Below are 14,560 nucleotides of genomic sequence, written 5' to 3'. Positions count from 1 at the left end.
TTTAAATATCTTTTTATAATAAGTAGTTTATTACATACATAAACTACTTATTATAAAAAATTTAAAACACCTAACATAATTAGACTCGTAATCATTCCAGGTAATGCAAATTTCAAGGGGTCAGATAATTCTATTTCAAGAGCCAGAAAAAGCACATTTACAAGCACTATCATCAATATAAATAAAAGTCCAGCACCCAAAAAAATAAATGGAAATACCTCAAAAGGTTTCATGAAACCACCTCCTTTATCTTTTCAACGAAATAATGCATTTTATAAAATCACTTTAACTTTTTTTGATATACTCCAACATTTAATAATATGTTGGAGTATATCGTTAACTTACAAAATAATCTTAACACTTATTAAAATTTGGAGCTTTTTGATTTCACATCACTTGTAATTTAGACATCTATTCAACTAATACAGATTATTTTGTAATGACGTTTCTACCATAAATGAAAAATCTTTATTGTATTAAGTATGCTAGTTATATCGGTATCAATGTATTCTTTAAACTATTTTATTGATTGAAATTAGCTGGTCCTTCTAATGATTTGAATTCATTAGCATCTATAGGTAATTCTTTACCCGTTTTTAGGTCTATACAGAAAGGTACATTAAATAGATTAAATTTAACAACACTATCATCCTCAGTTAATTTTACTTTGCTTCGTAATACAAATGCAGAATTAATGTGTTGATATAAGTTCTTTTCGTAAACACTGTCATCATCAAACTTAATCATCTCAAATTGATATGGAGAATATACTTTCAACTGATCCACTTTTTGTTTTTCTTGCGTAGATTCATCAAAGTTTAATACTAAGTCACTCTTGTTAATTGCGTACCCTTTTACAACCATTCCTTTTATATTGTCATAAACAATAGAATCCAAGTGAATAGTTGTAGCAGCTGTCTCTTTATTAAAATCTGGTTTTATGTCGATGTTTAAATGATTCTGTTCTGGGATTGTTATAAGATTTTTTTCATCTTTACCAATTAAATTTACTGGGGCATAATCATTTAATTGTTTAACTTGATCTTTATCTAATTGTATATCTCCACTTATTACCTTATTTAATGAATCTGAACTAATATAATCTATACGGGATAGACTTTTTTCCTCTTTTGCATCTCCACTAAATATAACAACGACATCATCTTTATATTTTCTAACTTCAGTTTGGTCAGCAAACAATTTGACCCCATTATCACTTATTCCATAAAGTAAATTTAAATTGTTACCTGTTTGAGAATCTCCAATTGAAGCGAATGTGTGTATAAATTGTTCCGGTTGGGACCCTTTATACTTTATTGCCACATTAAACCTTTTTTGTTGGGGATCGATAATTTCTCCTATTAATTCTACTTTCCCATGTGAAGGAGTATATAGCAGGGCATGTTGCTTAATTAATTTGATTTCCGGTTCCAGCATTTCTTTTTCAAATTCATATTTAAATTTGGTAATATAGTACTTCGAATTTAATTCCTCTATTACGTATGTACTCTTACGTTTACCAATTGTCTCGTTATCGTTTTTAATTTTTTCGGAACCTACCACTTTAAACTTAGTCTCTCCTATTTTACTAATAGAATACGAATTAGGAGCCGTAATAGTTTCATCTGGATATTCCTTTTTAGCTGGGTGAATTTCATTAATTTCAACCTTAGAAACAGCCTGAGCCTTTGGAATTTCATTATTATTTAAAAACGTAAAGAAATCAGTCATAAATTTTGTCATTAGTTCCTTTTCGCTTTTTGTAATCTGTGGAGGTCCTCCTTTAGATCTCAAATCTTCTTTTTCAGAAGATAAATTTTCCAGATAAAGTACCAACGCTATTGCTAATACAATTAAGATACCAAACAATCCATACTTAAATTTCTTATTCTTAAATATACCCTTCTTTAATAGTTTCATAATTCACCACCAAAACTCATAAAATAATTTCTTAAATTTGTCCATAATATCTATTAGAAATTTGTAAGTAAGAATATATTATGATTTTTTTGTAAATCCCTTATATAATCTTTCAATTGCAGTTTTGCAATAAATAAATCATCAGAAGCATGAGCAAATTCAATTTCAACATTTGTACCCTCTTGACTGGGAAGGTACCATTTAATAGGTATTATTCTCTCATTAAGTAACTCAACCCATATATATACTTTCAATACTAAATAACGATCTAGATTAAATTTATATAAACCTAAATTTAGTTGTTTTAGTTGTATAGAAGTTGGATCTTCTAATTTAACATTCAATACCCCTCCTCCTTTTTACTTGGAAACTTGTTTGTAAGGAGAGGCAATATGCTTGTAATAACCTTTGTATTCCAATAGGTATTCACCTTTACTCTCCTTTGATTGAATACATGAATTCAAATAAGATTATCTAAATCTAAATTAATAATTCTCCTTTCATGTAAACCTCCTATATCTGTTTTTTTAATTCTTCGATTTACAATAGGGTTAATGATAATTACTTACCTATCCCATTGAAATCCTACCATGCATTATAATCATTTTAACCTTAGATTCTAATAGGAATTTTTGAAGTAATTGGCGTACCGCCAACATTTTAACGAAAATATACGCTAAGCAATTTAATGCATTACAAGAGAAAGATGGTAAATGGATGTTATATAATACATAAGTATTTGATAGATCGTTAGTGTATATTTTATAAAACGGGGAGGCTTGAAATACATGGACAGCGTATTGCCTATTGGAACGAAACGTGGATGTCTTACCATAATCGGTGGTTTTGAAGTATATCTAGAAGAAGTTGCTAAAAAGAAAATTGCAGACCTAGAACAAAAAAAGCAAAGGTTTATAAATGGGGAAAAAATTAGTGGGAATAATTTTGATTCTGTAGATGTTTATGATAAAACGATACAAAATTGGAAGTCTTACAAGAAATACCAATATCAGTGTAGATGCGGAAAAATAAGATATTTAGATGCAGCTACTTTATTAAGAATAAAAAGATGGCTGGATTGTGGAGAAAAGTGTGGATTAAAACAAGACCGTGAGAGAAAAAGGATAGCTAAAAGGATAGCCTCATATCCTAGAAAAAAAGATGAAAGTTATGATATTGATTATTCTAATACTACGCATGAATCATTAGAAGTATTAGAATGTATTGATGAAAATTATGAGGGGAAAATTCTTGTGCAAGATAAACGGAAAAATGGAGCTGGTACAGTTAAAGTATTTAAGTTATATAAATGTCGTTGTTATCTGTGCGGTAAAGAACATAAATTTAAGTCATCAGATTTTGAGATAAAGATAAGGAAATATGGACCTAGAGCGAAAGATGGATATTATTGTGATGCTTATTGTGACTGTCATAACATTTCATCATTTCAATGGCGAACTATAAAAATACTGAAAGAAAATAATGTTGCATATAGAGTTGAAGTTGAGTTTCAAGACTTATATGGTGTAGGGCAAAAGAACTTGTTGCGTTATGATTTTGCTGTTCTCGATTTAGATAATAGCATTAAATGTCTTATTGAGTGTCAAGGTGAACAGCATTATAAGCCTGTAGATGAGTTCGGTGGAGTTTCACAATATGAGTATCAAGTAGAGAATGACAAATTAAAACGTGTTTATGCTGAGTCACAAAATATACCTTTATTTGAAATTAAATATACTTGTAATACATACGAAAAGGAAATGAAATTCCTTAAAAATGCTGGAATTATCTAATTACATACATGCGCCTGTTTCAATAGCATAAGCAAAAAGCATCTGATTAGGATGCTTTTTTATTTTATAAAGAAAAAACCCTGGATAGGGCTATATAATTTTCTTCATACCACATTGACGACATTCTCTCAAAAAGATGAAATCTTTAACGGAACTTTTGAATGATGTATTGCCACAATTATCACAACGACCACTAATCTTATCGGGAAACTCTTTGTATGTGTATATTTTACTTAGATCGTATTCTTGTTTAGGTTCTTTACTTTCCATTTGTTTCACCTACATTTCAATCTGAATTAATACAACTTAATCATAATAACATGAAGTATTCAGATAGTGGATGCTTTTCATTTTGGAGGAGATGAAGTGAAAAACTTCGCAAGATTGTAAATAAGTGAGTAAGATACCTATACAACGTTTAAAATGCCGTTGTGAGGGATTCTTTTATACTTACGGTATACAATAATTAGCAAATATAAAAAGGGAGTATTATACGGATATAACACTCCCTTTAACATTAATTACAATTTAAAATTAAAATAGTATTTAGAGAATATATTTAATACAAATACTCTATGCTAGTTCATTCTTTCTTCTTTTTTAAATAAAAATATTTCACTGGGGTATTTAGGTATATGTACAACATGATCTTGTTCTTTTCTAAATTTCATTAATTCATTAAATTTCCCTTGTTCAGAATCACGATGTAACCCAATTAATAAAACAGGTTCTTTTGATTGATTTTTTCTCATAAAACTCCTCCTTCCACTAATATTTTTAAACTAAAATTCTATGTAACGTTCCTATTAAGCTATTTTATCACTCTTTATTTTTTATTGCTCTTCTATATCGGTTTACTGCATGAACACTGGTTAATCTAAATTCTTTCTTTATTTCTTCTGGAGTTTTTCCTTGTTTTAAGCTTTCGATAATAGCAGTATTTCTTAAACGTTGGGCAGATATTGCAGGTATTCCTGCATATCGTGCTTCTTTCTTTACTAGCTTTTGTATTGCCTTATCAGTTAATCTTTTAGGTTCATCATTTTCATAACTCCAACTGTAAGTCATTCGAATATTGTCAAAAGAAACAAATACAGGTTTAGAGGCATCCCGAAATGGCCTTAATACACTTGGAATAGACATATAGTATCGATATAAACGATCCATATCTTCCCGTGAAATATGAATCGTTTGATTTGCTAATGAAATATAACACTTATGGAAGTTAATTTGATTCATATTTAACTCTGTAATTTCACTTAAAGAAAAACCATATTTACCCATTAATACTATTATGGTTATATTCCTGTCCAATAATATTTTTTTTATTTTATACTCTTTCTCGCCACTATAATTAGAAGAGGTTTCAATAGAATTAATTAATTTCAAAAAATCGTCTTTTGAAATAAACTCTATCGTTTGATGCTGCATTTGATCATAAATTATTATTTCAAGCTTGGTACCATAGAGAAAATTATAAAAATTATTTAAAACCGACTGAATGCGTTTAACAGAAGAGATTTTCATTTTTGAAGTAAGTTCATTTAAGTAACGAGTATACGTTTCTTGAGAGAGTGGCTGTTTTACGGACTCAAAATACAGTATTAATTCCTTTATATATCTATCTACTGTTCCTTTCTTATATCCTTTGTTTAATAAGTATTCATTATAATCCTTTAATCTAACTTTTTGATAGTTCATACAATCTCACCTACTTTCACATTACAATAATCATTTATGAAATATTTTAACCTGAATTCTTTAATAAAAAAAGAGACTCCATATAATATGAAGTCCATAGCTATTTAATTTAGTTTACTAGTAATCTAAATTAAATTTATTACAAATGATAATCGTTTTTTAGCTTCTGCCATTACAATTGCCCTTTTATTATTTTCACTTTCCTCCCAACCAATACTAGTATAAAAGAATGCATCCTCATTAAAGATTTCCTTAAATTCAGTACTTATTGCTAATTTGAATTTTTGATTTAACATATCCCATGATTTGCATTCATTTAATAGGGAATATGAACTATACAATAACTCATGAAAAGAAATTTCGTTTTTCTTATTTGAACAAGTTTTTTCATTTATTATATACAAACTCAAGATGGATAAGAAACTTTCACAATACTCAGTCCAAAAGGGTTGTACTGATGTAGTTGCTGTTGATAATTTAATTATTTTCTTAGCGAATTCATTTCGATAAGACTTTAAAATTACTGCTTCTTCCATAGAACGTCCTCCTCTTATTATCTATTGTCTAAAATAAAAAGCGTATTCCCCTACAATACTTCCCTTATATCTTTGGTCATTAAATATTCTATTAATTCCCTTTTAGTAAACATTAAACTATTTTGTGTTTCTTGATTAATTAATGAGTATGGTGTAAGAAGTTGGTCATTATTCTTAAATTTCACTTCAAATTCTTCTTTTCCATTTCCATTTGCTACAGCTAAATACACTGTATTTTTACGCGTATGTACTTTCTCTAACAACTGGATTATTTTATCAGCTAACTCATTATTAAAGTCCTTAATTAAAAATCTTTGTGCAGCTCCTTCAAAAACCCTCAAGCAAATTTCAGCACTCGCATTACGAAATGCTCCTTTTTTTAGGACCTTTTTTACTTCCGTATTTAATCCTTCTTTTTGGATCCTATCTAAAGTAGTTTTTAGATCAATTGATAATGTAGTATTATCTGGAATTTTAAGACTAAATTCCTCATTTGGTAAACCTTTATTTGCAACAAATTTCTCCACAAATGTTTGTTTCATAATACCCAAACTCCATTTCTTAATATTTTTATTCTGTGCTGTATAAAATGCATTCTTATTGATAATAATTTACGAGCGAACAACTTACGTGAAACGATTACAACATCTCTACAACATCACTATTTTCCATTGCAATATTAAATTCTTCTTCACACTGTTTTTCAGTCCAATAATTAATTTTTTCTTTAGGGAATCCCATAACATGCAAACCTTTTCTACATTCACTCATTTTCGGAATCCATTTCATTACTTCCGCCTCATTACCATTTAGTTCTTTAGTAATTTCATTCGTGAATAAGTGATTTGTCTTTTCCCATTTCAAACCTTCTACAGTATGTTCTACAGCTATTCCTTCTTCATTTACCCATCTATCCCCAATTACGCTTTTACTTACCATTTCTTTGGTGCTGATTAGGGCAGGATTGACACCATACGCGATTGATTCAAAAGTGAGGATGTCATGTAGTTCCAAATACTCTTTGTATTCCTCTTTTAATATTTTTATAAACTGTTCTTTTGAAACCTTTGTTTCACATTTTGGATTTTGAACCGGATGTAATCCACCAAAATTCAAATATCCTCCTTTACTTTCATCATAATACTGAAATTCAGTTATCCAAGCTTCATCAAAATAATCATTCTTGATAATAGCAATAAGAATTTCTTCGGTTTCCTTATGATAATAGAGGGATAAGCATCTAGAGATTTCCCCTTCATAAAAAGTTTCCCACTCTTTCTTTTTATCGTTATTCTCCACCATAAATATATGATTTGTGTTTACAACAAAACTCAAGTTACCATTACAGAATTCAAAATCAACTGTATATTTTTCCATTATTCTCAATCCTCTTCTTATTCTATAAGAGCCAAATCTAACATTGTATTTTCATAAAAGGTTCTTCACCATAAAAAGTCTTTATTAAGACATCTTGAATAAGAAAAGAACCTTTCGGAATTGCAATGAACTATTTTTTAAACATAACTTTACCATCGATAACGCATAGTGCTTTTCTAAAAGTTTTGTCCTTAAACACGAACCCATCAATCATACTAGTTTCACCATTATTAACTAGTTCTTCAATATGAGTAGATGTCAAATTTACACCGCATATGTTTTTAGAGATTTTAAATTCACATCCGTTTTTATAACCACTACAACCTATAAATTTTTGATGCTCTACTAAGTTATTCTTACACAATGGACATTTGAATCCAGTATCTTTACTTGGTGGCTTATTATCATTTCCGACTTGATTAAACCCCCAATCTATACATTTTTTCTCAGAATCATAATATAAAAATGTATCGAACGTTTTTTCACCTTTACTTGATTTAAAGCCTTTAATTATATCTGTCTTTTTATCTTTTAATAATTTTTTAACTTGAGCAGAAGATATTTTTTTCTTAGCAATAACTTTTTGGACAGAAAAGCTACATTGTTTTTCTGAATAACCCCTACAGCCATAAAATTTTTCGTGTTCTACAATATCTGAACCACAATTAGGACACTCACCAATTTTCTTCATTTCTTCTATTTGAGCAATCTCAGCGTCAAAATTCCATGTTTTTGACCTTAACCCTATAGACTCACATAGTTTTTTTGCCAATTCTTTAGACTGTTTTATAAAATGATTATAATCATAATCACCCTCTGCAATAGCCTTTAAAGCTTGTTCCCATCTTGCTGTCATAATAGGAGAAGCAATTATAGACTCTCTTCCTAATGCTTCAATAAGCATCGTAGCCTTTGGTGTAGGATAAACCACATTATTTTTACAAATAATGTATCCCTTAGCGAATATGTTTTCTATGATTGACGAGCGAGCGGCCTCTGTTCCTTATCTAATAAAAAATGTACAATAATGCATTGTACATTTTTTATCCACGTCTTTTCCCTAATTTTACTTGCTCACTCCCATTTTCTATTTCTCAACTCTCTTCCTATTGTACATTAATAATTCTTTTGTTATGCTTTTCTTATATTTTTATACATTCTTTTTTACACAATAAAATTAGACAGGAGGGATAGATTTTGACTTCTCAAAAGCATAAATCAAGACAAGAAAATATTATTCCGATTCATTCAAACAATATATCTTCTATATCCTTTGTCATGCATCCTATTTGGATTTCTTTTGAACATCCTACTACACAACATGTTTTCCGTAAACAACATGCCACGATTGCTTTAAAGAACACTCGTACGAGTCATCCGATTATTCATCCAATCACCGCTTTTATTTTTGATAATTGGAAACACAAATCCTATAATACAATGAAAGTACACGCACAAAATCTTGTTGTATTTCTCAATTTTTTACTTGGTAACAGAAAAAAATATCGCTTGCATTCCTTTAAAGATTTACACGTAAATTGTGGTTCTGATTTTTTAAATCAACTTGCTCTACAAAAAAAATCAAGAGCTACGCTCTTAAGTTATCAACGAACAGTCACCCATTTTTTTATCTATCTGTCTAAGCAAGGGATGGCAGTCATTCCTAATGCCAGTATCGTAAATCATCCCTTTGAAAATAAAAAGCATACTTTTTCCTCTCCTTTATTTTCAAATGTAATTCTACCTACTAAGAAAAAAACAATGGAACATAACATACCACACACATATATTTTGCGTTTTTTAGAACTCGCTTTTCATGTCGCGAACCCCATTGCACTAGGGGTGTATATGCAAATATTTGGTGGACTTCGCATTGGAGAGGTAGTGAATCTTACCTATGCGGATATCAAAACGATTGGACCATTCGGTCAAGATGGAATACTTCTTCATGTACAACATCGTTTAAACCGCACTGATATCAAAGATCGTGCGGGAACGAACTATGTAAAAAAAGAACGTGAACAATTGGTATTAGGATTCCGAAATTGGCTACAAGAATTATACAAATCCCATCAAACAACCTATAAATCACATTCGACAAATGGTGCGGTATTCCTAAATAAACACGGCAAACCGATGACTGGCAATAGTTATCGATATTATTTTCAAAAAACAAAAGATGCTTTTTTATCCTATCTACAACAATCAGAACATGCACATGACCAGCTCGCTGCAATCTCTTTACAACATACATCTTGGTCTTCTCATATTGGCAGAGGTATTTTCACAAATTTAATTGCTGAAAACGCCAAACACCCACAAGATATTATGTTATTAAGAGGCGATGATCATCTTACATCTTCTCTTACCTATATGGCACAAACAAATCGAATGAAACAGAATTTAGAAACATACTTGAATAAATTATTCGTAGATTCTGATTTAACATTTTAAATGCGGCGTCTACCATCACAAAAGGAGTAACTAAACATGAAAATCTATTCAGATATTCTCTTGAAGAATTATATAACCGTAACAGAGGCTGCAAATCGATTATCTAAACATCCCACATTTATTCGAAAAGAAATCCACAAAGGAACATTTTTTTCGAATTCTATTTTACATCAAGGAATTTATTATATTCCCCTGTCAGACATTATCATATATGAACAGACCATTGCGATTCCAAATGAAGTCTTTACTGTACAAGAAGCAGCAGATTATTTATCAAAATCCACTACCACAATTCGAAAGTTCATTCACGGAACGAAGTTTCCGAATGCTTATTTTCATCATTACCATAAAAAATTCTTGATCCCAAAACAAGACATTCTCCTATATCAAGCTTCCGAACAAGCATATGCTGAACTAATTTCTATTCAGGAATGCGCTTCACTTTTAGCCAGTAAGGAGACTGAGGTTCTTTCTATCATTCAAAAGAACCGGATTCCATACATCAAAACGGCTAAAAAAGATGAGGGGCACATCCCAAAAGAACATTTAGAATGGTTAAAAGAATGCTATTACCTCTCAGTACATTGCATATGCAAGCAAGAAGCAGCAGAATCATTAGATATTGACATACAAGAATTAGATACCTTGATCAAGGATGGAACGATAAGCATCGTTGATGCTGTGGAATTCACTACGATGAAAGAAGACATATACGTATATCGAAAGCAAGTAGAAGAAGTAAAGAACGGATTACAGTCAGATAAATCTGTTCGTGCTATCTCTCATTATCATACAGAAGTGAAAGAGTTACCGTTAAACGGAAACATCCCTACAACACTTCAGCTATTTCACACGTTTGCATATCAAAAAATCAACATGATAAATGGCAGTGATAAAAGATTTCGCAAATACACTTTTCAGCTAGTACATACCTTACGTTTTCTTATTACACATTTGCAAACAGAGTTACCTAAGCTAGACGATATAGAAATTGAAAAACTACTAGAATCCCCTCATCTTCTAGGGACCTACCAATCACTTTTGGTTCAATTTATAAATTATTGTCAAACACACACAAACTGCACCTTTCAAAATGTATATAAAATTGAATACAAATCCAAAAGAACAACAAATGAAATATATGATTATCCAACATTTCTACAGTTTTATCGCTACACCAAACAATGCGAGTTACACATTTCATATGCACTGCACAATCAAACTTATGCACAAACTTGGCTTTTTGTCATGATGCATATGATAAATGGTTGGAGAAAACACACAATCCTAACACAATTACCCAATCCATGTTTCAAACATTTTACTGATGTACCCATTCAATCTTTCACAGATTTCCAAACCTTACGTTTCACACAAACGCAAGCGCAACACTTTATTAATGATTATCATACCTTATGCGGTAGCATCCCTATTTCTAAAAATAGTTCACTTGGACAATTTTTATGCAATCAAGATGTAGTCATCCCAGTAGCAACCGCTCTTACCATATGTGAATTGCATAGACAGAAGAAAAAAGAACAAACTTTATTTGGATCACTGTATTCCTACGAAAATAAAAGCGCACGTTTCCCGCAATTTTTTCAGTTTCAAAACGAATTACCGCCCTTTAAAAGTTTAAAAATGAATCGAAGTTTATTAACGCATTTCTTTTATTGTGTAACAGACGCCGATATACACCCAGAAATCCCTATCTCTTTAACCGCTACCCTACGAAGTCATACGAACCCGAATTCAATCGAGGCATATGTTCAGGCAACCAATACAGATGGCTCATTAGATGGAGTATCTCTCAACCTATTTAATCGCGGACATTTTGGATGGTTATATAATTTTATGATTCAACTCTCCTTTCCACAAACATCTAACCATCACAATATTGACGAACGCACCATGTTGATTCAAATATACCAAGAACACTTCACTCCGATTCAACTAGAAGATGTGGCGTGTTTTTTGCAACGACAACAACAAGAAAAACAATCTATTGTACAACGCGTACTACAGATGCCACAAGAGGATATACAAAAAATCATATATAAAATTTTGAAGGGAGAAATGCCTGGGAAAAGTACACGCACACAGTGTCTTGTGTTCCCGAACTGTAAACATCCTAATTTCCAATCTTGTGCAGCTTGTCAATATGTCATTCCAAAATCTTATTTTTTAATTTCATTGGTGGAAGAAGTTATCCAACTCTCTCGTTCGATTATACAAACACAATTTGATGCCATACGGCATCGTGACACCTTACATATATTAAAAATCTTATCCTTATTGGATCAGGCTATGGAAGAGTTAGGAGAAGAATATACTTCTAGTTTTTTTTCGAATAAACAACTTTCAACATGGTTATCGAAACTACAACCATATTTACAACTCACGAAACCAAACATATAGATTCGTTTCCTTATATTTTGTATGTTTCAAGTACCACGAATCCATCCATACATCTGTAATGCCTTTTATCCAAACATCTTTTCTTACATTTATAAAAAGGAGAAAACACATTGAATTTTCATAGTAAAAAAGCATTTTCATCAACAAGTCAATCCGTTCATGCAGTTTCATTTCAAGTAGGGACATTTCAAGATTCAGAAGAATCACGAAATATTTATCAAACTTTATTTCAAAAACACAAATCTTTAAGCTCAGTAATCCACTCATCTTTTGACGATATGATTTGGACATTACAAAACATATTCGGGTATTGTCGATCATTGTCTTTTGATATAGGGATGTATCCTAAACTAAATCTTGCATTGAAATGCTTTGCCATCTCTTTGCTCGAGCAACATTTTTCGATTCATCATATCCAAACGGTTATTAACTCTATTAAAGAGGTTATTCATGTTAGCAGAGGCTTTCAGCTCCCTACTCTTCCAGAGTTAGAAGAATATATCGCAAAACATCAGTATAAAAAAAGGAATTGTTTAGCTACTTATACGATTCAATTTTTTTCATTTATCCAAATTGATGATGCAGATAGATTTATCGATGTTTGTACACCCTTTCTCAATCATATCCAACACAGTCGAGCACTTCCAAACTATCAACATGTGTTGTACTTTAATGAAAAGATAGATGAATTTCTAGCGATTGGGAGTCCGTTTGAAATCCAAAAGTATTACCCACTTGTTTTGTGGTGGAAAATTACTACGATTATCCCGCTACGCCCACAAGAATTTTTACAATTAAAGAGAGATTGTATCGTGCGATACCAAAACCAAGACATATATATTCGGGTGCCACGCACCAAAATAAAAGCAAACAGTAATCGAGAATTAGATATTACAGATACCTTGCAAACAAACGAAAGCATTGCTAATTATATACAAAAATTTCTTTCTTTCATTTCAAAACAGGATACATCGCCATATTTAATTAGTTATTCCTATTATTGTGCGTATCAAAAGCAAAATGGCAACAAATCCAAAACAGCTCTTGAGCATATGAGAACACGACAATTTCATTCTTTATTAGATCAATTTTATAGAGAAATATTGCGAAAAAAATTTCTCTATACAGGTGAGGATAAATTGAATCCAGGTGATACGCGGCATTTTGCGTTTTGTAACATGATGTTACAAGGATTTAACATGCTATCTATCGCTCGAATCGGTGGACATACAAGGTTAGATAAACAAAAAGGTTACTGGGGACACTTACAATATTTCACGGAATCATGGGTATATAATTTAACTGAAAAAAACAGACGCTTACAACCATTAGAAGACTCCATATCAGATGCAAATTTCACAAAAGAAAACAGAAAGATTCTGTCATCTTATAAGCTACATCAAGAAAAAGAGTTTCTGGACGCTCGTCCAGTAGAATTTGGATATTGCCTAGATCCATAATTTCCTGAACGTTGTGGAAGTGACTGTCGTTTTTGTTCTTTTTATCAGTTTCATCCACAAAAAGAGGAATTACAAGCCGCTCTAACATGGCTTCATGATATATCACATCTGTTCCAAAGAAAAATACGAGAACAAGTGTCTTTGTTAACATATCTGTCTAACCAAATGAAATATGATATTCCTAATCACAATTACTCACTCCTAGATCAAGAAGAACTGTCTTCTTGTGCCAGTGAATTGAATTGTTTATTATGGCAACAATCCATGATAAATTCTAAAATCCCCAAAAAAGTGGAGTGTGATACACATGACGAAAAAAAGAGGTAGACCTCAAACCGTTACGGATGAAGAACTAAAGAAAGTGCTTGTTACTTACGCAGCGGAGCATCCTGGTATAATAAACTACTCTCAACTCGAAGCGCATACCGGGATAAAAAGACATGTATGGTCTAGAAGAATGAAAAAAAACATACAAAAATTAAATAGTCCTTTACACGCTGAGCACCTCCATACCTCTGCTTTGCCCTTACCAAATATTGAATCGATTATTGAGCGCTATGAAAACCATCCACAAAAACTGATACAGGCTCTTGATCAATTCAACCAAACGTTGCACAAACTATATGAAAAGAATGTAAAATTAAATGAAAGGAACAACAAATTAAAAAAAGAAATAACGCAGAAAAATGAAGACATAAAAGCACTTTCGAACACGATTAGCGAATATGAAGATATTATTGCTGGTAGTAGTTATCATGAAAACAGAAAAAAACATAATCTGAAAGAAAATTTGATTTCTATATCTCATCAAGATGAATCACGTAGCTTAGATTTTAAAAAATTATTTCCTAACCTTTTCAAATAGCTTTCTTTTCACATTTTTTCTTGTTTTATTCCATAA

At 31.1% G+C, this 14,560-nt stretch carries 15 protein-coding genes and 1 pseudogene; 5 read left to right on the top strand and 11 right to left on the bottom strand.

The genetic code is table 11. The features are described from left to right. Positions 1 to 50: 50 nt before the first annotated feature. From MR169_RS20090 to MR169_RS20080, 3 genes are all read right to left on the bottom strand, one after another. The gene (locus tag MR169_RS20090) at positions 51 to 233 is read right to left on the bottom strand and encodes a hypothetical protein (RefSeq protein ID WP_000801983.1); all 183 of its coding nucleotides are present in this window, start codon (positions 231 to 233) and stop codon (positions 51 to 53) included. 289 nt (positions 234 to 522) lie between these two features. Continuing rightward, entirely contained in the window at positions 523 to 1,920 is a 1,398-nt protein-coding gene (locus MR169_RS20085) for a hypothetical protein (protein ID WP_242300778.1), read from the bottom strand. Positions 1,921 to 1,973: 53 nt separating this feature from the next. Then, positions 1,974 to 2,264, bottom strand: coding sequence for a hypothetical protein (locus tag MR169_RS20080; RefSeq protein WP_001101292.1), 291 nt, complete (start codon positions 2,262 to 2,264; stop codon positions 1,974 to 1,976). A 444-nt stretch (positions 2,265 to 2,708) separates the two neighbouring features. Between MR169_RS20080 and MR169_RS20075 the strand changes: the two genes are divergently transcribed. Next, positions 2,709 to 3,713, top strand: a complete 1,005-nt coding sequence (locus MR169_RS20075) for a hypothetical protein (protein ID WP_242319913.1) — start codon at positions 2,709 to 2,711, stop codon at positions 3,711 to 3,713. 90 nt (positions 3,714 to 3,803) lie between these two features. Here the strand turns inward: MR169_RS20075 and MR169_RS20070 are convergent, their stop codons facing one another. From MR169_RS20070 to MR169_RS28235, 8 genes and pseudogenes are all read right to left on the bottom strand, one after another. Next, a complete protein-coding gene (locus tag MR169_RS20070) occupies positions 3,804 to 3,983 on the bottom strand; it encodes a DUF8096 family protein (RefSeq protein WP_000444005.1) in 180 nt (59 codons plus the stop codon). Positions 3,984 to 4,291: 308 nt separating this feature from the next. After that, positions 4,292 to 4,465, bottom strand: coding sequence for a hypothetical protein (locus MR169_RS20065; RefSeq protein WP_001230905.1), 174 nt, complete (start codon positions 4,463 to 4,465; stop codon positions 4,292 to 4,294). 67 nt (positions 4,466 to 4,532) lie between these two features. Continuing rightward, positions 4,533 to 5,414, bottom strand: a complete 882-nt coding sequence (locus tag MR169_RS20060; RefSeq protein ID WP_242319912.1) for a site-specific integrase — start codon at positions 5,412 to 5,414, stop codon at positions 4,533 to 4,535. 125 nt (positions 5,415 to 5,539) lie between these two features. Continuing rightward, the gene (locus MR169_RS20055; protein WP_242319911.1) at positions 5,540 to 5,950 is read right to left on the bottom strand and encodes a hypothetical protein; all 411 of its coding nucleotides are present in this window, start codon (positions 5,948 to 5,950) and stop codon (positions 5,540 to 5,542) included. 50 nt (positions 5,951 to 6,000) lie between these two features. Beyond that, positions 6,001 to 6,492, bottom strand: coding sequence for a hypothetical protein (locus MR169_RS20050; protein ID WP_098282046.1), 492 nt, complete (start codon positions 6,490 to 6,492; stop codon positions 6,001 to 6,003). 97 nt (positions 6,493 to 6,589) lie between these two features. Continuing rightward, on the bottom strand, positions 6,590 to 7,327 hold the full coding sequence (locus MR169_RS20045) for a hypothetical protein (RefSeq protein ID WP_242319910.1): 738 nt from the start codon (positions 7,325 to 7,327) through the stop codon (positions 6,590 to 6,592). 130 nt (positions 7,328 to 7,457) lie between these two features. Continuing rightward, entirely contained in the window at positions 7,458 to 8,018 is a 561-nt protein-coding gene (locus tag MR169_RS20040; protein WP_255846509.1) for a topoisomerase C-terminal repeat-containing protein, read from the bottom strand. A 108-nt stretch (positions 8,019 to 8,126) separates the two neighbouring features. Beyond that, positions 8,127 to 8,318: pseudogene (locus tag MR169_RS28235) on the bottom strand (DNA topoisomerase); the annotation flags it as partial. A gap of 206 nt (positions 8,319 to 8,524) precedes the next feature. Here MR169_RS28235 and MR169_RS20035 point away from each other — a divergent pair. The 4 genes from MR169_RS20035 (at position 8,525) to MR169_RS20020 (ending at position 14,524) form a co-directional block, all read left to right on the top strand. After that, a complete protein-coding gene (locus tag MR169_RS20035; protein ID WP_242319909.1) occupies positions 8,525 to 9,781 on the top strand; it encodes a site-specific integrase in 1,257 nt (418 codons plus the stop codon). A 36-nt stretch (positions 9,782 to 9,817) separates the two neighbouring features. After that, positions 9,818 to 12,199, top strand: coding sequence for a helix-turn-helix domain-containing protein (locus tag MR169_RS20030; RefSeq protein ID WP_242319908.1), 2,382 nt, complete (start codon positions 9,818 to 9,820; stop codon positions 12,197 to 12,199). 110 nt (positions 12,200 to 12,309) lie between these two features. Further along, positions 12,310 to 13,659, top strand: a complete 1,350-nt coding sequence (locus tag MR169_RS20025) for a site-specific integrase (RefSeq protein ID WP_242319907.1) — start codon at positions 12,310 to 12,312, stop codon at positions 13,657 to 13,659. A gap of 307 nt (positions 13,660 to 13,966) precedes the next feature. Beyond that, the gene (locus MR169_RS20020; RefSeq protein ID WP_242319906.1) at positions 13,967 to 14,524 is read left to right on the top strand and encodes a hypothetical protein; all 558 of its coding nucleotides are present in this window, start codon (positions 13,967 to 13,969) and stop codon (positions 14,522 to 14,524) included. The last annotated feature ends 36 nt before the right edge of the window (positions 14,525 to 14,560 follow it).

It is taken from the genome of Bacillus cereus group sp. BfR-BA-01349 (assembly GCF_022663795.1).
GTDB lineage: Bacteria > Bacillota > Bacilli > Bacillales > Bacillaceae_G > Bacillus_A > Bacillus_A cereus.
This window is presented reverse-complemented; position numbering and strand designations above follow the sequence as displayed.